At 74.8% G+C, this 19157-nt stretch carries 14 protein-coding genes; 5 read left to right on the forward strand and 9 right to left on the reverse strand.

The window, feature by feature from the left end:
* Nucleotides 1-121 precede the first annotated feature (121 nt).
* Together ACFXGN_RS25440 and ACFXGN_RS25445 are read left to right on the forward strand one after the other, a co-directional pair.
* Nucleotides 122-1222, forward strand: a complete 1101-nt coding sequence (locus tag ACFXGN_RS25440; protein ID WP_384863387.1) for a chitinase — start codon at nt 122-124, stop codon at nt 1220-1222.
* A gap of 423 nt (nt 1223-1645) precedes the next feature.
* Nucleotides 1646-2515 (forward strand): DUF1684 domain-containing protein, encoded by an 870-nt coding sequence (locus tag ACFXGN_RS25445; RefSeq protein WP_384863390.1) that lies wholly within the window; start codon nt 1646-1648, stop codon nt 2513-2515.
* A 54-nt stretch (nt 2516-2569) separates the two neighbouring features.
* Here ACFXGN_RS25445 and katG read toward each other — a convergent pair whose 3' ends face one another.
* The 3 genes from katG to ACFXGN_RS25460 all read right to left on the reverse strand — a co-directional run bounded on the left by katG (nt 2570) and on the right by ACFXGN_RS25460 (nt 8698).
* Complete coding sequence (gene katG / locus ACFXGN_RS25450) at nt 2570-4696, reverse strand: catalase/peroxidase HPI (protein WP_384863627.1); 2127 nt, start codon at nt 4694-4696, stop codon at nt 2570-2572.
* Between the two features lie 267 nt (nt 4697-4963).
* Entirely contained in the window at nt 4964-6529 is a 1566-nt protein-coding gene (locus tag ACFXGN_RS25455; protein WP_384863392.1) for a DUF4139 domain-containing protein, read from the reverse strand.
* Between the two features lie 6 nt (nt 6530-6535).
* A complete protein-coding gene (locus ACFXGN_RS25460) occupies nt 6536-8698 on the reverse strand; it encodes a DUF4139 domain-containing protein (protein WP_384863394.1) in 2163 nt (720 codons plus the stop codon).
* 161 nt (nt 8699-8859) lie between these two features.
* On the opposite strand from ACFXGN_RS25460, the gene ACFXGN_RS25465 reads away from it, so the two are divergent.
* Both ACFXGN_RS25465 and ACFXGN_RS25470 read left to right on the forward strand, forming a co-directional pair.
* Nucleotides 8860-9429, forward strand: a complete 570-nt coding sequence (locus tag ACFXGN_RS25465; protein ID WP_384863397.1) for a PadR family transcriptional regulator — start codon at nt 8860-8862, stop codon at nt 9427-9429.
* Nucleotides 9430-9522: 93 nt separating this feature from the next.
* On the forward strand, nt 9523-11238 hold the full coding sequence (locus ACFXGN_RS25470; RefSeq protein WP_384863399.1) for an acyl-CoA dehydrogenase family protein: 1716 nt from the start codon (nt 9523-9525) through the stop codon (nt 11236-11238).
* Nucleotides 11239-11263: 25 nt separating this feature from the next.
* On the opposite strand, the gene ACFXGN_RS25475 is transcribed toward ACFXGN_RS25470, so the two are convergent.
* The gene (locus ACFXGN_RS25475) at nt 11264-12493 is read right to left on the reverse strand and encodes an amidohydrolase (RefSeq protein ID WP_384863630.1); all 1230 of its coding nucleotides are present in this window, start codon (nt 12491-12493) and stop codon (nt 11264-11266) included.
* Nucleotides 12494-12812: 319 nt separating this feature from the next.
* Here ACFXGN_RS25475 and ACFXGN_RS25480 point away from each other — a divergent pair, with 319 nt between their 5' ends.
* Entirely contained in the window at nt 12813-12983 is a 171-nt protein-coding gene (locus ACFXGN_RS25480) for a thiazolylpeptide-type bacteriocin (protein WP_030757923.1), read from the forward strand.
* 95 nt (nt 12984-13078) lie between these two features.
* On the opposite strand, the gene ACFXGN_RS25485 is transcribed toward ACFXGN_RS25480, so the two are convergent.
* From ACFXGN_RS25485 to ACFXGN_RS25505, 5 genes are all read right to left on the reverse strand, one after another.
* Nucleotides 13079-14998 carry a TOMM precursor leader peptide-binding protein gene (locus tag ACFXGN_RS25485; protein ID WP_384863632.1) on the reverse strand — a complete coding sequence of 640 codons (1920 nt, stop codon included), beginning with the start codon at nt 14996-14998 and terminating at the stop codon, nt 13079-13081.
* 29 nt (nt 14999-15027) lie between these two features.
* Nucleotides 15028-15783: an ABC transporter permease gene (locus tag ACFXGN_RS25490; RefSeq protein ID WP_384863402.1), complete on the reverse strand. Its 756-nt coding sequence runs from the start codon at nt 15781-15783 to the stop codon at nt 15028-15030.
* A gap of 2 nt (nt 15784-15785) precedes the next feature.
* Nucleotides 15786-16757: an ABC transporter ATP-binding protein gene (locus tag ACFXGN_RS25495; RefSeq protein ID WP_384863405.1), complete on the reverse strand. Its 972-nt coding sequence runs from the start codon at nt 16755-16757 to the stop codon at nt 15786-15788.
* 98 nt (nt 16758-16855) lie between these two features.
* Nucleotides 16856-17959 (reverse strand): metalloprotease, encoded by a 1104-nt coding sequence (locus ACFXGN_RS25500; protein ID WP_384863408.1) that lies wholly within the window; start codon nt 17957-17959, stop codon nt 16856-16858.
* Nucleotides 17956-18981: a lantibiotic dehydratase C-terminal domain-containing protein gene (locus tag ACFXGN_RS25505; protein ID WP_384863635.1), complete on the reverse strand. Its 1026-nt coding sequence runs from the start codon at nt 18979-18981 to the stop codon at nt 17956-17958. Before ACFXGN_RS25505 ends, ACFXGN_RS25500 begins: the two co-directional genes overlap by 4 nt.
* Nucleotides 18982-19157: the final 176 nt, after the last annotated feature.

Consider the following 19157-nt stretch of genomic DNA (forward strand, 5'->3'; position numbering starts at 1 on the left):
CCGTGTGCCGCCGGGAGCGGGGGTCGCCGGGGTGGTTGACGAAAGGTCTGGACCAACCTACGGTCTGGTCGAACGCGAGCCATGCCCAGGACCATCCCCCACGACGTCCCCAGGAGCACGCATGTCACGCCCACGGATCGCCCGCGCCCTCGGAGCGGGAATCGCCGCCCTGCTCACGGCCGCAGCCCTCGCCGCCCCCACCGCCCAGGCCACCACCCCGGGGCGGGCCGCCGCCCCCGGCACCGCGTCCGCCGCCGCCCCCGGGGACACCTGCGCCCTCAAGTCCCGCCCCACCGGGAAGGTGCTCCAGGGCTACTGGGAGAACTGGGACGGTTCCGCCAACGGCGTCCACCCGCCCTTCGGCTGGGCCCCCATCGACGACCCCCGCTTCGCCGCCCACGGGTACAACGTCATCAACGCCGCCTTCCCCGTGATCCGTTCGGACGGCACGGTGCTCTGGCAGGACGGCATGGACAACACCGTCCGGGTCTCCACCCCGGCCGAGATGTGCCGCGCCAAGGCGGCGGGCGCGACCCTGCTCCTGTCGATCGGCGGCGCCACCGCGGGCATCGACCTCAGCTCCCGCGCCGTCGCGGACAAGTTCATCGCCACCGTCGTGCCGATCCTCCAGACCTACAACTTCGACGGCATCGACATCGACATCGAGACCGGTCTCGTCGGCAGCGGCAACATCAACACCCTCTCCACCTCCCAGGCCAACCTCGTCCACATCATCGACGGCGTCCTCGCCCGGATGCCCGCGGGCTTCGGACTGACCATGGCGCCCGAGACCGCCTACGTCACCGGCGGCAGCGTCGTCTACGGCTCGATCTGGGGCTCGTACCTCCCGATCATCAAGAAGTACGCCGACAACGGACGCCTGTGGTGGCTCAACATGCAGTACTACAACGGCAGCATGTACGGCTGTTCCGGCGACTCCTACTCCGCCGGGACCGTCGCCGGGTTCGCCGCCCAGACCGACTGCCTCAACCGGGGCCTGGTGATCCAGGGCACCACCATCCGCGTCCCGTACGACAAGCAGGTCCCCGGTCTGCCCGCCCAGCCCGGCGCGGGCGGCGGCTACATGTCGCCCTCCCTGGTCTCCCAGGCCTGGAACCGCTACAACGGCGCCCTCAAGGGCCTGATGACCTGGTCCGCCAACTGGGACGGCTCCAAGGGCTGGACCTTCGGCGACAACGTGAAGGCGCTCCAGGGCCGCTGACCCCCGGGCACCGGCCAGGGGACACCGGCCCACCCGCACCACCACGCGTCCCCTGCCACGCCCGCCCGCCGCGCAACCGCGCCACGGCCGTCGGCCACGGCCGCGCCCGCACGGCTCCCGGCCCCGGACCGGTGATCGAGATCCGACGATCACTGGCCCGGGGCACGGGTGTTGTGCTTTGCTGACCCCATGACCCTGCTCGTGATGCGCCGACACGTGGACTACGTGCGCGTCACGACCACGTCCTGTTCCGGCTGACCCCGAGGCCCTCGTCCCGGCAGCCGGCCGTCGCACGCGCGACCACCGCGCCCCCGTCACCCCTCGACGCCGCCCTCCGACGCGCCCTTCCGGGCCCGTCGCCGTCGGCACGAGCGCCTCCCGGTGCAGCGAACCCCACCCGCGCCCGTCCCACCTGGAGGACCCATGAGCCTCGGGAACGACCCCGAGTCCCGCACCGCGCCCACCCGCCCCAGCACCGCCGACGGCGTCCCCGAGGACTTCGTCGCGGAGTGGGAGGCATGGCACCGAGACAAGGAGGCCCGGCTCTCCGCCGAGCACGGCTTCCTCGCCATCACCGGCCTCCACTGGCTCACCGACGAGCCGCAGCGCGTCCCTGACGCCCCCGGAGCCTGGACCACCGGACCCGAGGGAGTCGTCGTCGAACTCGCCGACGACGAGGAACTCGTCATCGACGGGACCACCGTCAAGGGCCGGTACGCCTTCGGGGACATCCCCGAGCGCGGCGGTGTCGACGCCGTCTGGGGGAACATCGTCATCGAGGTCGCCCGGCGCGGCGGGCACGACGTCGTCCGGCCCCGCCACCCCGATCACCCGCTGCGGGTCGCCTTCACGGGGACCCCCGCCTACGCGCCCGACCCGCGCTGGGCGGTCACCGGCCGGTACGTGCCCTTCGACGTGCCCCGGCCCACCACCGTCGGCGCCAGCGTCGAGGGCCTGCGGCACGTGTACGACGCGCCCGGCCGGATCGACTTCCGGCTCGACGGACAGGACCTGAGCCTGACCGCCTTCAACGGCTACGTGCCCGGCGGCTTCACCGTCCTCTTCACCGACCGGACCTCGGGCGTCACCACCTACGCCGCCAACCGCAGCCTGCGGGTCGACGCGCCGGGACCCGACGGCACCGTGCTCCTCGACTTCAACCGCGCGGGCAACCTGCCCTGCGCGTACACCGACTACGCGACCTGCCCGCTGCCCCCGACCGAGAACCGCCTCCCGGTCGCCGTCGAGGCAGGCGAGAAGATCCCCCGGGAGCGCGAGCCCGTCACCACCTGACCACACCGGTCCCGCCGCCCGGCCCGTCCTGCCGGGCGGCGGGACCGGTCCGTCTCAGCCGAGGTCGAACCGGTCCAGGTTCATGACCTTGTCCCACGCCGACACGAAGTCCCGCACGAACTTCCCGCCCGCGTCGCGGGACGCGTAGACCTCGGCCAGCGCCCGGAGCTGCGCGTGCGAGCCGAAGACGAGATCGGCGGCGGTCGCCGTCCACCGGACCTCGCCCGTGGCGCGGTCGCGGCCCTCGTACACGTTCTCGTCCGTCACCGACGGCTTCCACTCCGTGCCCATGTCCAGCAGGTTCACGAAGAAGTCCGTCGTCAGCGACTCCGGCCGGTCGGTGAACACACCGTGCCGGGAGCCCGCGAAACCGGTGTCCAGGGCGCGCATCCCGCCGACCAGCACCGTCATCTCGGGCGCCGTCAGTGTCAGCAGGTTCGCACGGTCGAGGAGCAGGGTCTCCGGCGACAGCTTCTCGCCCGTCCCGAGGTAGTTGCGGAAACCGTCCGCCCGGGGTTCCAGCACGGCGAACGACTCGACGTCGGTCTGTTCCGGCGTCGCGTCCGTACGGCCCGGCGCGAACGGCACCGCGACCGCGTGCCCGGCGTTCCGCGCGGCCTGCTCGACCGCCGCGCAGCCACCGAGGACGATCAGGTCCGCCAGCGAGATCCGCACGCCGTCGGAACGGCCCCCGTCGAACTCCCGCCGGATACGGTCGAGGGTCTCCACCGTCCGCGCCACCTCGGGCCGGGCGTTGACCTCCCAGTCCTTCTGCGGCGCGAGCCGGATGCGGGCCCCGTTCGCACCGCCCCGCCGGTCGGTGCCCCGGAAGCTCGCCGCGGCGGCCCAGGCGGTGGTGACCAACTGGGACAGCGCCAGGCCCGAGGCGAGGATCTCGCCCTTCAGGGCGGTGACGTCCACCTCCTCGACCAGCGGGTGGTCCACCTCCGGGACCGGGTCCTGCCACAGCTGCGGCTCGGGAACCCAGGGACCGAGACAGCGCGAGACCGGCCCCATGTCACGGTGCAGCAGCTTGTACCAGGCGCGGCCGAAGACCTCCGCGAGCCGCTCCGGGTCCTCGTGGAAGGACCGGGCGATCGGGGCGTAGACCGGGTCCAGCTTCATCGCGAGGTCCGTCGTCAGCATCATGGGGGCGTGCCGCTTCGACGGGTCGTGCGCGTCCGGGACCGTGTCGCCCGCCGCCGGATCCGTCGGCTTCCACTGACGGGCCCCTGCCGGACTCGTCGTCAGCTCCCACTCGTAGCCGAACAGATGGTCCAGGTAGCCGTTGTCCCAGGTGGTCGGCGCCGTGGTCCAGGCACCTTCGAGACCGCTGGTGAGGGCGTCGGCGCCGACCCCCCTGCCACAGGTGTTCCGCCAGCCGAGACCCTGCTGCTCCAGGGGCGCGGCCTCCGGCTCGGGACCGACGCACGAGGGGTCGACGGCGCCGTGGCACTTGCCGAAGGTGTGCCCGCCGATGATCAGCGCGGCCGTCTCCTCGTCGTCCATCGCCATCCGCCGGAACGTCTCGCGGATGTCCCGGGCCGCGGCGAGGGGGTCCGGATCGCCGTTGGGGCCCTCCGGGTTGACGTAGATCAGGCCCATCTGCACGGCCCCGAGCGGCCCGGTCAGCTCCCGGTCGCCGCGGTAGCGCTCGTCACCGAGCCAGGTGTCCTCGGGACCCCAGAAGACCTCCTGCGACTCCCAGACGTCCTCCCTGCCGAAGCTGAACCCGAAGGTCTCGAAGCCCATCGACTCCAGTGCACAGTTCCCCGCGAAGACCAGCAGGTCCGCCCAGGAGACCTTCCGGCCGTACTTCTGCTTCACCGGCCACAGCAGCCGCCGGGCCTTGTCGAGGCTGGCGTTGTCCGGCCAGCTGTTGAGCGGGGCGAAGCGCTGGGCGCCGGAACCGCCGCCGCCCCGGCCGTCCTCGATGCGGTACGTTCCCGCCGAGTGCCAGCTCATCCGGATGAACAACGGTCCGTAGTGGCCGTAGTCGGCGGGCCACCAGTCCTGCGACGCCGTCATCACCTCGAAGACGTCACGCTTCAGCGCCTCGACGTCCAGGCCCGCGAACTCCTTCGCGTAGTCGAAGTCCTCGTCCATCGGCCCGGACCGCCGCGCGTGCTGCTGCAGCACCTGCAGATCCAGCTGGTTCGGCCACCAGTCCCGGTTGCTCATCGGCGGGGCGTCGGTGGGGGTGGGGGAGGGGATCGCCGGGTTCTCGCTCTCGGACACGTCCGTCCTTCCTGTCGCGGTGTCTCCGAATGCCGGCCGCGCACCCCGACGTCCCCCCCACTTCCGGTGCCGTGCACGCGACGCGACGCGTCCGTATGGTCGCGCACGGCGGGCCGCGCGGCGCGATGAACACGCGGGACACCGGCACCGGGACCGGTCCGCCCCCTCGTACGGGACGGGCCCCTCGTACGGGACGGACCGGGTACGGGGTCAGAGCCCGGCGACCCGGGAACCCGCCGACAGCTCGTACACCAGCGTGACCGTCCGGCGGGCACCCGGCGCGAGAGCGACGTCCCAGCGGACCACCCCCTCGGCGTCCACCGCGTCGGGCACCGGCGAACACGCCTCCTCGCGCAGCCGCACCTCCACCGCCGACACCTCGGACACCGGAACGCGCTCGCGCACCACCACCGTCCGCTCCCCGCTCTCCCCGGGAGCGGAGAACCGGGACAGGTGCAGCCGGACCGTGCGCGTGACCACCGTCCGCTGGGTGAGCCCGGTGGTGTCCCGGACCTCCTCCGTCGTACGGACCACCCGGTGGTCGTCGTCCCCGCCGAAGGCCAGCTCCACCGGCGCGCCGGGCGCGGTGAACTCCAGCGTCCCCCGGCCCACGAAACCACCGCCCCTGACCAGGTCCACCGGACCGGCGAGCAGCGCGTGACCGGACCGGTTGCCACCCCGCACCACCCGGGTGACCAGCGGAGACAGCTCCGGCGCACAGGCGTACTCGCCGCTCACGGGAGTGCTGAAGGACGAGAGCGGTACCCGGTGGGCCCGCCCGTCCGAGCGCACCGACACCGGCGCGGGGGCGTGCAGGACATGGACTTCGCCGCCGTCGTCCACCCCGGGAAGACCGAGCACCGCCGCGGCCGGACCCAGCGAACCGATCTCCTCCTCGCGCAGCTCCACGTCGACCGTGCGGCGCTCGGCCGCCGTGCGGTCCTTGAGGACGAGCCGGTCCTCGTCGAGCCGGGGCGGTCCCGCGGCCGTCGCCGACCGGGCCGTGGAGAGCGTGAGCCGCACCCCCGACCAGTCCTCGCCGGTCCGCTGCCACACCACGGCGTCCGTCTCCAGGGTCACGGAGTCCCCGTCGAGGACGGCGCGGTAGGCGGGACGCCACAGCGCGCACGGGACGAGATGGCCCAGCCGCAGCCCGACCGGGCCCGCCGAGGCGACCTCCACGGTCAGTTCGACGTGCCCGAGCAGTTCGGCGGGCTCCTCCTCGGCGAGCGCCCGGGCCTCCAGGACCTCGGACAGTTCGGCGGCGACGGCCGCCAGCCGGGCGTCCACGACCCGCAGCCGCTCGGCGTGCTCCTCGCGCCCGGCGTCCACCCGGTCGAGCTCCCGGGCCCAGCGGGGCCCCTCGTCCTCCCCGTGCCCGACGCCCTCGCCGATCTCCCGCAGCAGATCGGCGGCGAGCCCGCCCAGCAGGTCCAGCCGGGTGCGCAGCCGGTCCCGGGTCCGTCCGAGGCCGGTCCGCTCCTCCTCCAGGGCGTGCTCGCGGTGGCGCAGCGCGGAGTCGTCCTCGCCCGGCGGGCGGGGGCCGCGCGGTGTCCAGGCGCGGACGATCCGGGCGTCGAGCACGGTCGCCGGGGGCCCGGAGAACGGCTCGGCGTGCAGGGTGCGGTCGGCGGCGAGCGCGGTGACCGGGCCCAGGCGCAGCCGGTGGACGCCCGGCTCCAGCTCGACGACGGCCTCGCGTTCGACGTGCGCGCGGTCCTCCAGACAGGTGACGGCGGTGACGGGGGCGGCGACGGTCTCGACGTCCGTGGACATGGTGCCTCAGCTCCTGCGGTTGCCGCCGACCAGGGCTTTGCCGGCCGGGATGCGGATCTCGTATCGGCCGTCGAGGGCCGTGGTGCCCCCGGCGGGCAGCTCGACCCGCCAGAGGCGGGTGCCGGGCGCGTGCCGCTCGGGACCGTCGTCCCCGGGGGCCGACCAGTCGGTGTGCTCCTCGATCCGGACGTCCGGGTCGGAGGAGACCGGCACCCGTTCGCGGACCTCGACGGTCACGGGCCGCGCGAGCCCGTTGGAGAGTTCCACCCGGACGCGGTGGTCCAGTACGGCGGTCTGGTTGCGCAGACCCGAGGTGGACTCGCGCAGATGCGCGTTCCGGGAGACCCGCACGCCCTCCGCCGGGCCGAGCCCCAGCCGGCTCGTGCCGCCCGGCGCGAGCGTCGGCAGGGCCGAGGTCCGCAGGAACTCCCCGTCGACGGTGACCTCGACCGGGCCCGCGAGGAGCGCCCGGTCGGAGGCGTTGGAGAGCACCAGGGTCGCGTACACGACCGGTTCCACGGAGGGTACGGCGAGGTGCTCGGTGCGCAGACCGACCGCGAGTTCCATGACGGTGACGGTGTGCCAGGTGCCGTCCGAGGGGACGTCGGCGCGGGCGGCGGCGTCGAAGCGCTGGTCGAAGGAGCCGGCCGACTCGCGCGGGAGCACGGCGTGCGCGGGCAGCGGCAGGGCGGCCACCGCCTCGGCGCGTCGCCGGTACTCGGCCGCCACCGCGTCGGACGGCGTGCCGGGGAACAGCCGCCCCCGGTGGTGACCGGGCTCGTCGGGACCGCGCAGGACGAGGGCCGGGTAGTCGAGCGCGGCGGCGTCGGGGCGCGGCGGTCCGGGCACCGGCGGCGGGACCGGCGGCGCCGCGCCGGGCGCGGGGGCGCCGGGAGCGGACGGGGCCGGTGGCGGGGCGGCGAACGCGGCGGGTGCCGCACCGAAGGCCGCGCCCCCGGGGGCGGCGCTCCGGGAGCGCGTCCGGGCCGGTGCGGGGGCGTGCCGCTCGGCGGCGAAGGCGTCAGCGCCGTAGCCCTGGCCACCGTAGCCCTGGCCACCGTAGCCCTGGCCGTCGAAGGCCTCGGGCGCGGAGCCGGGACCGCCCGGGACCGGGAGCCCGGTGGGCGGCGGCGAGAGCGGGGCGGGCGGGCCGCCGACGGCGACGGGCACGGCGCTCCCGGCCGGGCCGAACGCTCCGGCGAAGGTCCCCGCCCCGGGCCGGGGACCCGCCGCGTCGTACCCGGTGAACAGGTCGTCCAGCCCCGTGGGCGGTTCGCGCCAGCCGGAGGCGGCGGGGGCCTCCTGGCGCCGTCCGATCCTGATCGAGCGGAGCTTCGGCGGGTCGGTGCGGCGCGAGAGGTCGGCGGTGGCCAGGGCGACGCGCACCCCGGTCCAGTCCTCGCCGGTGCGCTGGGCGACGGAGGCGCGCAGCACCAGACGGCCGGTGTCCTCGCCCTGACGGTGGGACAGCCGGTACGCGGGCACCCAGACGGCGCCCGGCACCCCGTACTCCACCTCGATCTCCACCGGCTCCGCACCCGCCCCGGCGACGGTGAGGAGCGCGTGGACCGTGGTGTCCACGTGCCGGGACGGCGCGTCGGTGGAGGCGCGGTCCAGCTGGTCCGCGGCGAGCTCCAGCGCGTGCTCGGCGCGCAGCAGTTCCTCGTCGAGAGCGGTCAGCCGGGCGTGGAGACCGGTCAGCCGCCCGTCGACGAAGTCGGCCAGCTCCAGCCAGGCGTCGACCGGGGTGCGGCGGTGCTGGGGCTCGTCGCGCCTGCGGGGCGGCGCCACCGGACGCAGGGCGCCGATCTCCGCGACCAGCGCCCGCTGCCGGTCCCGGCGGGCCCGTGCGGCCTCGGCTCCGTCACGCAGCCGTTCGACCTCGCGCCGCAGCGCGTCCCGCCCGTCGGGGACGGTGGCGCGGGGCTCCGCCCCGATCTCCACCCGCGCCTCGGTCACCCGGGGGCCGGGGGAGCCCAGGACCCGGGCCCGCAGCGAGCCGTGGTCGAGGGTGCGGGGCAGGCCCGTCACCCGTACCCGGCCGTCCGGCGGCACGACGCCCCGGGCGAGCCTGCGGCAGAGCGCGCCCCGCGCGTACACCACGACCGAGTCCAGGGACGAGGCCCACCGTCCCGTCGTGTCCGTCGTCCGTTCCGTACCGGTTGTCATCGACCCGCCCCCACCCGGCTCCGCCCGACCGCTGTCCTCGGGGCGAAGCCTACGGGAGCGGCCCCCGCTCCCCCCGGGCCGCTCCCGTGCGGCGGGTGAGCCGCGTCTCACCCCGGCGCGCTCCCTTGCCTATGCAACGAGTTGCATAGAAGGATGCGGGGGTGGCGATCGAACACGCGATTCTGGTGTCCCTGCTGGAGAAGCCCGGCTCCGGATACGAACTGGCCCGGCGCTTCGAGCGCTCCATCGGCTACTTCTGGACGGCCAGCCACCAGCAGATCTACCGCGTCCTCAAACGCATGGAGGGCGACGGCTGGGTGGATGTCAGGGACGTGCCCCAGCAGGGCCGTCCGGACAAGAAGGAGTACTCCGTCGCCGCCCCCGGGCGCGCCGCCCTGACCGGCTGGCTGCGCGAGCCCGTCGAGCCCGAGAGCCTCCGGCACGACCTCGCCGTGAAGATCCGGGGGGCGGCCTTCGACGACCCCGCCGCCCTGGTCCGCGAGGTGGAACGGCACCGGCGGACGCACGCCGACCGGCTCGCCCACTACCTCGCCGGAGAGGAACGGGACTTCACGGGCCCCGACGCGCCCGGCACCGCCGGGGGTCCCCCCGACCCCGGGCGGGAACTCCAGCACGTCGTGCTGCGCGGCGGCATCGCGTACGAACGGATGACGCTCGCCTGGCTCGACGACGTCCTCGCCACCCTCCACCGGCTCGGCGCCCCGCGCTGAGACCGCGCCCGCCCGCACCCCGTAACCCCGCGCCCCAGGGCTCGCACCGCCCGCACCACCCGCCCCGCCCCTCCGGACCGAGAGACGAACGCCATGGCCGACTCGCCGCTGTTCAACCCGCGCACCTACGACCCCGCGCACTTCGACCCCGAGACCCGCAGGCTGCTGCGCGCCACCGTCGACTGGTTCGAGGCGCGCGGCAAGCGGCGGCTGATCGAGGACTACCGCACCCGCGCCTGGCTCGGCGACTTCCTCGCCTTCGCCGCCGCCGAGGGCCTCTTCGCGACCTTCCTGACCCCCGCGTCGGAGGGCGAGGGGGACCGGCGCTGGGACACCGCCCGGATCGCCGCCCTCAACGAGATCCTCGGCTTCTACGGCCTCGACTACTGGTACGTCTGGCAGGTCACCGTCCTCGGTCTGGGCCCGGTCTGGCAGAGCGACAACGCCACGGCCCGCCGCCGGGCCGCCGAACTCCTCGACCAGGGCGAGGTGTTCGCCTTCGGCCTGTCGGAGAAGACGCACGGCGCCGACATCTACTCCACCGACATGCTCCTCACCCCGGACGGCGACGGCGGGTTCCGCGCCACCGGCTCCAAGTACTACATCGGCAACGGCAACGCCGCCGGGCTCGTCTCCGTCTTCGGCCGCCGCACCGACGTCGAGGGCCCCGAGGGGTACGTCTTCTTCGCCGCCGACAGCCGCCACCCGGCCTACCACCTCGTCAAGAACGTCGTCGACTCGTCCAAGTTCGTCAGCGAGTTCCGCCTGGAGGACTACCCCGTCGCCGCCGAGGACGTCCTGCACACCGGCCGCGCCGCCTTCGACGCGGCCCTCAACACCGTCAACGTCGGCAAGTTCAACCTGTGCACCGCCTCCATCGGCATCTGCGAGCACGCGATGTACGAGGCCGTCACCCACGCCCACCACCGGGTCCTCTACGGCCGTCCCGTCACCGCCTTCCCGCACGTGCGGCGCGAACTGACCGACGCCTACGTCCGGCTCGTCGGCATGAAGCTCTTCAGCGACCGGGCCGTCGACTACTTCCGCTCGGCGGGCCCCGACGACCGCCGCTACCTCCTCTTCAACCCGATGACGAAGATGAAGGTGACCACCGAGGGCGAGAAGGTCGTCGACCTCCTGTGGGACGTCATCGCCGCCAAGGGCTTCGAGAAGGACAACTACTTCGGGCAGGCGGCCGTCGAGATCCGGGGCCTGCCGAAGCTGGAGGGCACCGTCCACGTCAACCTGGCGCTGATCCTCAAGTTCCTGCGCGCCCATCTGCTCGACCCGGTCGCGTACGAGCCCGTACCGACCCGTCTCGACCCGGCCGACGACGCCTTCCTCTTCCGGCAGGGTCCGGCCCGGGGCCTGGGCTCCGTGCGCTTCCACGACTGGCGGCCCGCGTTCGACGCCCACGCCCACCTGCCCAACGTCGTCCGCTTCCGCGAACAGGCCGACGCCCTCTGCGCGTTCGTCGCCACCGCCGCCCCTGACGAGGAGCAGAGCAGGGACCTCGATCTGCTGCTCGCGGTCGGCCAGCTCTTCGCGCTCGTCGTCCACGGCCAACTGGTCCTGGAGCGGGCGGGCCTCACCGAGGTGGACGAGGACGTCCTCGACGAGCTGTTCGCGGTGCTCGTACGGGACTTCTCCGCGCACGCCGTCGAACTGCACGGCAAGGACTCGGCCACCGGGCGGCAGCAGGACTGGGCGCTGGGCGCGGTCCGCCGCCCGGTCGTCGACCCCGCCCGCTCGGGCCGCGTCTGGAAGACGGTGGAGGCGCTGTCCGACGCGTACGAGATGGCGGACTGACCTCCGTCGCCGCCCGCGCCGCCGCTCAGCCGCCGGGCGGCGGGGCCAGCCGGTCCAGGGCGGCGACCGTCAGGGCGTCGATCGCGGGCGGCAGGGCGGCCCGCACGTCGGGCGCGAAGCGCGGCGAGTGGTTGGGCGGGAGGCGGCCCCCGGAGGCCGCCCACTGCCCGGCCCCGGCGGTGCCGGTCATCCAGTAGACCAGCGGCACCCCCTCCTCGCCGTGCAGGGCGGCGCCCGCGTCGCCGTAGAGGGGGAAGTCCTCCGAAGCCGGGGACGGCGGCCAGCCGCCGACCCTCGCCGCGCCGAACACGGCGGTGTGGGCCGCCCGTACCGCGGCCGTCGCCGCCGGGTCGCCCCACAGCGCGGGGGCGCGCGACACCCGCCGGACCTCGGGGTCGCGCGGACACGCGGAGGCGGCGCACTCGGCCCGTACGATCCGCTCCACCGCCAGGACCGCCCGGTCGAGGGCGCTGTCCGTGGCCGCCCGTACGCCGATGCCCAGTTCGGCCGTGTCCGGGACCACGTTCACCGCCGTGCCCGCCCGTACGGTGCCGACGGTGACGACGACCCGTTCGTCCGGCGCGGACTCGCGGGAGACGACCGTCTGGAGCCGGGTGATCACCGCCGCCGCCGTCACCACCGGGTCCACGGCCAGGTGCGGGGTGCCCGCGTGCCCGCCCCGCCCGTGCACCACGACCTCCAGCGCGGCGCACGCGGAGGTCACCGGCGCGTACGGGGTGCCGTGCGCGACCGTGCCCGCGGGCAGCGGCGCCGCGTGCTGGGCGAGGACCGCGTCCGGCCTGCCGAACCGTTCGTACAGCCCGTCCGCCAGCATCGCGCGGGCCCCCGTCAAGGTCTCCTCGGCGGGCTGGCCCAGCACCACGAGGGTGCCCCGCCAGCGCCCCGGGGCCCGGACGAGCAGGTCCGCCGCACCGGTGGCGGCGGCGAGGTGCAGATCGTGCCCGCAGGCGTGCATGGCGCCGTTCCCGCTCGCGTACGGCAGTCCGGTCAGCTCCGTCAGCGGCAGGGCGTCCAGTTCGGCCCGCAGGAAGACGCGGGGGCCCGCGCCGTTGCGCAGCACCCCGACCACGCCGTGGCCGCCGACTCCCCGGGTGACGTCGAGGCCCAGGGCGGCGAGCCGGTCGGCGAGGAGCCCGGCCGTACGGCCCTCCTCGCCGGACAGCTCCGGGGTGCGATGGACGTCCAGACAGAGCAGCAGGGCGGGGCGGAGCACCTCCCGCGCGGGGGCGAGCACCGCGCGGACGGCTTCGGCGGGACCGCCGGGAGCGGGGTCGGAGGCGGGGTCGGAAGCGGGTCCGGAGGCGGGTCCGGTGGCGGCGGAGTGGGCCGACGCGCCGGAGGACGCGTCCGGGGAGCCAGTGGCCCCACGGGCCGGGTCGGGGAGGTTCACGGGGACTCCAACGGGGCTCCAGGGGACGGGGTGCGCGGACCGCTGGCGCCGGGTGCCAGCGATGTGCGCGCGCGAGACGTGCCGAACGGTGAGCGGGCGGCGGTGGAATGGAGGCGTAACCCCCGGTCGGTCCCCGCGCGGGGCCGTGGTCACAGGAGGCGCCATGAACAAGGACCTGAGCACCCTCGCCGACGAGATCCTCGAACTGGAGGCCGAGACCTTCGAGATCTCCGACTACTCGGACGCCAGCGAGGTCGTGCTCGCCGGTTCCACGAGCACCAGCTCGACTTCGACGTGCAGCTCCACCACCAGCACCACCTCCTGCTCCGCCTGACCGGACCAGGACGGACCGGCCACGGCCGGACGCGCGCCCGGCGACCGGAGGACCGGTCACCGGGCGCGCCTCCGTTCCCGGGGCGGGCCCGCCGGTCACGGGAACGGGTGCGGGACCATCCGGACCTCCTCGTCGGCCAGGTCCGTCGCCCGGTGGCCGCCCCGGCGCAGCGCCGTGCGCAGCCGGGGCATCAGCGGCGCCCGCTGCCGGTTCCAGCCGAAGTCGATCGGCAGCAGCCCCGGCACGAGGGTGCTGACCGTCCGCAGGCCCATCCGCTCCTGCTCCGGGGTGGTCTGGTCGACGACGATCACGTCGTGTCCCGCCGCCGCGAGGTACCCCGTCACGGCCCGCACGTCGTCCGCGAGGTCGCCCGTGCGGGGCCGTACGGTCGCCTCCCAGTCCCGGTACACCTCGTCGAAGCCGCGTACCGCCTCCGGCTCCAGATAGCCCCTGGCGTGCTCGGCCATGCGCGGGAGCCCGTACAGCTGGGCGTGGTCCTTGAGGTGGCGGACCCGGTGGAAGTCCTCGGCCATGGACTCCAGTTCGGGCTGACGCTCCTCGGTCTGGCGGGAGAGGTGCGGGATGTAGGTGAGCACCTCGGAGAGCGCGCCCTCCACGGCGGCGCGCGGGTCCAGCGAGGACGCCGCCGCGAACGACAGGGTGCCCGGACCGCCGTCCCGGCGTACGGCGACCGCCGTGACCACGGGCACCGGCAGGTCGATCCGGTTGTCCAGGACGTGGACGTCGTACCCCTGGAGCGCGGCGCGCGCGGCCATGGCGGCGGACGCCCGGCCGCCGACCGTGGCGAGGTCGATGCCGGTGAGCCGGGCGCCGCCGTACCAGGCGTTGAGGAAGGCGTCGCGCTCGATCAGTTCCAGGAGTCCGCCGAGGACCGCCTCCTCCAGACCGCCGCCGATGGCGCAGCCGTTGGAGCACTCGAAGACGAAGTTGTCGGCGGCGAGACCGGCGCTGTAGTAGACGAGGCGCGAGGGCACCAGGACGGGGCGGGCGTCGCGGAGGGACCAGCCCCACTCCCAGGGGATGGCCCGGTCCGGGTCGAAGGGATCCACCAGCGGGTCGTCGCGGTAGGTCGCGGGAGCGTAGAAGCCGCAGACGGCGGGGTCCACGGCGTCCTCCCGCAGCGCGTTCCACGAGCCGACCACGGGGGTGCGGCGGGTGCGCCGGTGGGTGCCCGCGTACCGTTCGAGGCCCTCCAGGAAGGCCAGGGTGCGGCTGGTGGCGAAGGCGTTCTCCTGCCCGCTCCAGGTGACGTCGTGGAGACCGGCGTAGCCGCGCACGAAGACGCTGCCCGCGACGGGCGCCGTCGTCGGCGAGGTGACGCCGAGCCACGTCCCGCCGCCGAGCGCCCCGCACACCGGGTTGGCGAGCGCCTCGCGGGGCAGCGGGTACGCCGACGCGGGACGCAGCCGGTACGCGCCCGGGCCGGGTTTCGGACGCGCCACGAGGTCCAGCGGCCGGGGTCCGGCCGGGGCGGGCGCCGGGGCGCAGTCGGGACAGAGCGGATCGGCGAGCAGCGGGAACGTGCGGACCGCGAGCGTCGCCAGATCGACCCGGGTCACCTGGGGCAGCGCCCGGTCGGCGGCCTCCCGCGCGGGAGGCCGCGCGCCGGGACCGTCGAGCAGCGCCTCGCAGAGCGCCGCGACCGTGTCGTACACATGGGCGGTGAGGACCGGCCAGGCTCCGGCGGGGCGGGGGCCCTCCGGTCCGCCGGTCTCCAGCGCGTCGCGTTCGCTGCGGCTGCGCAGCCGCTGCCAGCGCAGCGCGAGACAGCGCCCGCAGGCGGGCGCGGTGCCGTCGCCGCCCCAGGGGCCGACGAGGACGGCGGAGGCGGTGAGGTGGACGCGGGCCCCGGCGCGTTCGGCGGCCCAGGGGTCGGGGGCGCCCCGCCCGCCGGAGGGCGCGGCGGCGTCGGTGGCGCCGACCGGGACGACGGGGACGTCCCGGCCGAGACGCCCGCCGAGCGCGGCCCGCAGGTCCGCCCGTGCCGTGTCCATGGGCGGCGGCAGCGGCCGGGCGGCCGTGCTCACGAGGACCTCGTCCAGCGGAAGGTCTTCACCGCGACGGCGCCGAAGACCACGGCGAACACGAGGAGCCCGGCGCAGCCCACCCACACGTCGGAGGGCTCGCCACGGCCCGCGAGGGCGTGGGACACGGCGTCGTTGAGGTAGCGCAGCGGCATCACCAGGGAGACCTGCCGCAGCCAGGACGGCATCGAGTCCAGCGGGAAGAAGGAGCCGGAGAGGAACGCCATCGGCAGCATCAGGAAGTTGGCGACCGCCGCGACCGACTCGGGGGTGTTCGCGAAGGACCCGATGATCACCCCCAGGAGCAGGAAGGTGGTGATGCCGAGGAGCAGCACCGGGATCAGCAGCGGCCAGCCGGACGCGGGCTCCAGGCCGAACACGGGCAGCATCGCCACCCCGACGAAGAGCAGCGACTGCACGGCGCCCACCATCAGGGCGAGGACGTACCGGGAGCCGATGACGGCCGACAGCGGCGCCGGGGACATCCGGATCAGCCGCAGGATGTCGTCGGTGCGCCACTGCATGAGGGTGAACGCGATGCCGAAGACGGCGGCGTTCGCCACGCCCCAGGACAGCACGCCCGCCGCCGTGTACGACAGATAGGACAGGCCGCTCTCCGTCACCTCCTGGCCCCGGAAGATCAGCCCGAAGACGACGAGGAAGAGGAGCGGGAAGGCGAACGTGAAGAAGAGGGTGGTCCGGTCCCGGACCTGGGCCCGGTAGCCCGCCCGGGTCAGTGCGGCGTAGGCGCTCATGGTCACGGCTCCGTGGTCTCGGCGTGCGGATGGGCCGACCGGCCGGAACCGGCGAGCCGGGCGGTCAGGTCGAGGTAGACGTCCTCCAGTCCCGCCGTCCTGGTCTGGACGCCGTCGAGCCCGGCCAGCCGGTCGACGGCCGCGAGGACCCGCCCGGTCTGGTGGGTCTCCAGGACGAGCGAACCGCCCTCCACGGTGACCCGTTCGACGCCCTCGATGGCCGCCGCCGCCGTCTCGTCGAGACGCCCCAGGGGAAGCAGCAGACGGCTCGGGGCACGGGAGGCGCCCACCAGGTTGTGCGGCGAGTCGGTCACCGCGATCCGGCCGTCCACCAGGATCGCGATCCGGTCGCAGAGCGCCTCCGCCTCGTCGAGGTGGTGGGTCGTGTGGACGATCGTGCGGCCCTGCGCCTTCAGGCCGCGCAGCACCTCCCAGAGGGCGCGGCGGGCCTGCGGGTCGAGCGCCGCCGACGGCTCGTCCAGGAAGATCAGCTCGGGCCCGTGGACCAGGGCCGAGGCGATGGCGAGCCGCTGCCGCTGGCCCCCGGAGAGGTTCTCCACCTGGACACCGCGCTGTTCGGTGAGGCCCACCGAGGCGAGCGTGGCGTCCACGGCGGCCGGGGGCGCCCCGTACAGCGCGGCGACGGTCCGCAGGTGCTCGTGCGCGGTCTGCCGCACGAAGAACGCCGAACTCTGCGTCTGGACCCCCAGCCGGGGCAGCAGCGTGGTGTCGCGCGGCCACGGGGACTTCCCGAAGACGGCGACCGTGCCGCTGTCGGCCCGGCGCAGCCCCTCCATGATCTCGATCAGGGTGGACTTGCCCGCGCCGTTGGGGCCGAGCAGACCGAAGAACTCGCCCCGGTGGATCTCCAGGGAGACGTCGTCCACGGCCTGTCGGTCCCCGTACCGCTTGGAGACTCCCCGGACCTGGACGGCGGCGGTCGGTGAACCGCCCGCCGCGGATGTGGTTGGCATGGCCTGTACCTCACTCGTGTGGTGCGTGGAACGTGGTGTCGGGAGACATGTGTCGGGAGGCGTGGTGGCCGGGAGGCGCGCGGGGCGCCCGTGGCCGGTCAGCCGAGCACGGCGAGGACGAGGGCGACGGTGCCCGCCGCGACGAGGAGGACCAGGACCGCCGCCCCGATCGCGTACGCCGTGTGGATCCGCCGGGCCCGCGCCGGATACGCGGCCAGGGCCGGGGAACCCCGCCCGCCCCGCCGCACGGCCAGATACGTCCTGGTCTCGGCGGCCAGCCGGGCGGTGCCCAGAGCCCGCCCGAGCATCCGGTACCCGTCCAGCGGCGGCAGCGGTACGAGGTTGCTCAGCCCCTGTACGGTGCCGAGCACCAGCAGCCCGGCGAGCGCGGGACGCTCCGGCGCTCCGGCGGGCAGCAGCAGCCACCAGACCGCGAAGGGCAGCAGGAGCACCATGTTGAGGTGCGCGCCCGCCCCGGCGATCACCAGTCCGGCCCGTCGGCCCGGCAGGAACAGGTAGTCGTCGACCGTGCAGTACAGCAGGGCGGCCGGGAGCCGCCAGCGCAGCCCGATCTCGGCCACGTGCCCCCCGTAGTGCTGGGCGGCCACCCCGTGGGCCAGTTCGTGGAGGGTGATGCTCAGCCAGAGGAACAGGGCGGCGCCCAGCAGCGCGACGGGCCGCCGGACCAGCCAGGCCGCGCCGTCGATCAGCTCGGGCGCCCGTACGGCGAACAGCACCAGGAACGCCAGGACGGCGACCAGCAGCGGGTACTGGACGGCGGGGCGGAGCAGCGGACGCAGCGCGCGGTGCAGCCGCGCCGTGGTCGCGTCGGCGTCCGCGACCAGCGGCCGGGTGCCGCGCCACACCGAGTTCGGCGGCTTCGGCGCGGTCGCGGGCGGCGCCGGGTCGGGAGCCCCCGCGAGCAGCCCCCGGGCGCCGAGCAGACCCAGCAGCCGGTACCAGTGGTCCTCGCCGAGACGGCGGCCGAACCGGTCCGCGTACACCGGCGCGAGGTCGTCCAGGTTCCGCGTCCCGTCGAGCCGGGCCATGAGGAAGTGCTCCTTGACGCCGACCTCGAAGGCCGCGCCGGTGACCGGGTGCCGGACCAGGTGCACGGTCCGGGGGCCGCGCAGCAGCGGCCCGCTCAGCAGGACCCCGGACCGCAGGGCCGGACGGTGGGCCCGCGCGGCGGCGGCCGTCACGAGCCCGCCGCCGTCCCGCGCCCGTCCCGCAGGACCTGCCCGAGGACGAAGGACAGATAGGCCTCGTCACGGATCGTCACGTGCAGCCGGTTGTTGGTCATGTGCATGTACGGGGAGAGCAGCCGGGGCAGTACCGACGGCACATGGGTCTCCGGCTCCGGCGGGACCGCGTCCACCGGCTCCGCGCGCACCTGCCCGGTGTCCTCGCGGGCGGGCCCCTCGTGCGGCGGGAACAGCAGCTCGCCCCGGACCGCGAGGTCCGCCGCGCGGGTCCGCAGCTCCAGGCAGTGTTCCGCCCAGCCCCGGAGGAACGACGGCAGCCGCCCCAGTTCCCCCGAGGCGACCGCCGCCCGCACGGCGGCGAACCGGCGGCCGAGCGCGGGCGCCGTCTCCGCGTAGTTCCGCTCGTACTCCGCCGAGCCGATGAAACCGGTCCCGGGGAACGCCCGGTGCCAGAACGCGTAGTAGCCGTCCAGATAGTCGGCGAGCCGGTCATCCTCCGGCAGGAAGCAGCTCGCCATCACCATCATCAGCTGCGCGGAGGTCCCGAGCAGCACCGTGCGCAGATGCAGGTTCATCGTGCGGAAGGCGTCCACGACCAGGTCGCTGGAGTGCCGGAAGTGCCACTCGGCCAGCTCGACCCCGGCGGGCCCGCCGTACTTCGCGTACTCGGGGGCGTACGGCTCCTCGCTGAAGCTGTTGTTGGGCCGCAGCCGCATCCGGCCGTCCTCGCCCATGTACCGCCCCCGGTCCTCGCCGGGGAACTCGATGTCGAACAGGGCGTTGTAGAAGTCCTTCAGGAACCCCGAGTCGACCGCGTACAGCGCGGGTCTGCCCCGGAGGAACGCGGCCAGCGCCTCCTCGGCGCGCCGCCGCACCTCGGGGGCGGCCGACGGGCTCGCGGGCCGCAGCCGCAGCCGGACGTGCGGACCCTCCAGCCAGTAGTTCAGGAAGAAGTACCCGTGCAGCAGGCCCTCTTCGGTGAGCCGGGCGACCAGCGGCCGGACGCAGTCCACCAGCATCGGCCGGGGGCTGGCGGCGTAGAACACGTGCAGCGCGATCCACGCACCCGGTTCACCCTGTCCGACATGGTCGCGCGCCGAGGCCGGTCCGGTCGCTCCGTCCGGCGTCGTCGGGGCAGAAGCAGAAGCAGAAGCAGGGGCAGAAGCAGAGTCGGGAGCAGGGGCAGGGGTGTCGG

This window comes from Streptomyces sp. NPDC059247 (genome assembly GCF_042754005.1).
In the GTDB taxonomy this organism is placed as follows: domain Bacteria; phylum Actinomycetota; class Actinomycetes; order Streptomycetales; family Streptomycetaceae; genus Streptomyces.

Excerpts from the sequence above, each read along its gene's own strand:
- ACFXGN_RS25440 (WP_384863387.1), top strand. The coding sequence starts at position 122 with ATGTCACGCCCACGGATCGCCCGCGCCCTCGGAGCGGGAATCGCCGCC.
- ACFXGN_RS25445 (WP_384863390.1), top strand. The coding sequence starts at position 1,646 with ATGAGCCTCGGGAACGACCCCGAGTCCCGCACCGCGCCCACCCGCCCC.
- katG (WP_384863627.1), bottom strand. The coding sequence starts at position 4,696 with ATGAGCAACCGGGACTGGTGGCCGAACCAGCTGGATCTGCAGGTGCTG.
- ACFXGN_RS25455 (WP_384863392.1), bottom strand. The coding sequence starts at position 6,529 with ATGTCCACGGACGTCGAGACCGTCGCCGCCCCCGTCACCGCCGTCACC.
- ACFXGN_RS25460 (WP_384863394.1), bottom strand. The coding sequence starts at position 8,698 with ATGACAACCGGTACGGAACGGACGACGGACACGACGGGACGGTGGGCC.
- ACFXGN_RS25470 (WP_384863399.1), top strand. The coding sequence starts at position 9,523 with ATGGCCGACTCGCCGCTGTTCAACCCGCGCACCTACGACCCCGCGCAC.
- ACFXGN_RS25480 (WP_030757923.1), top strand. The coding sequence starts at position 12,813 with ATGAACAAGGACCTGAGCACCCTCGCCGACGAGATCCTCGAACTGGAG.
- ACFXGN_RS25485 (WP_384863632.1), bottom strand. The coding sequence starts at position 14,998 with ATGGACACGGCACGGGCGGACCTGCGGGCCGCGCTCGGCGGGCGTCTC.
- ACFXGN_RS25490 (WP_384863402.1), bottom strand. The coding sequence starts at position 15,783 with ATGAGCGCCTACGCCGCACTGACCCGGGCGGGCTACCGGGCCCAGGTC.
- ACFXGN_RS25495 (WP_384863405.1), bottom strand. The coding sequence starts at position 16,757 with ATGCCAACCACATCCGCGGCGGGCGGTTCACCGACCGCCGCCGTCCAG.
- ACFXGN_RS25505 (WP_384863635.1), bottom strand. The coding sequence starts at position 18,981 with ATGCTGGTGGACTGCGTCCGGCCGCTGGTCGCCCGGCTCACCGAAGAG.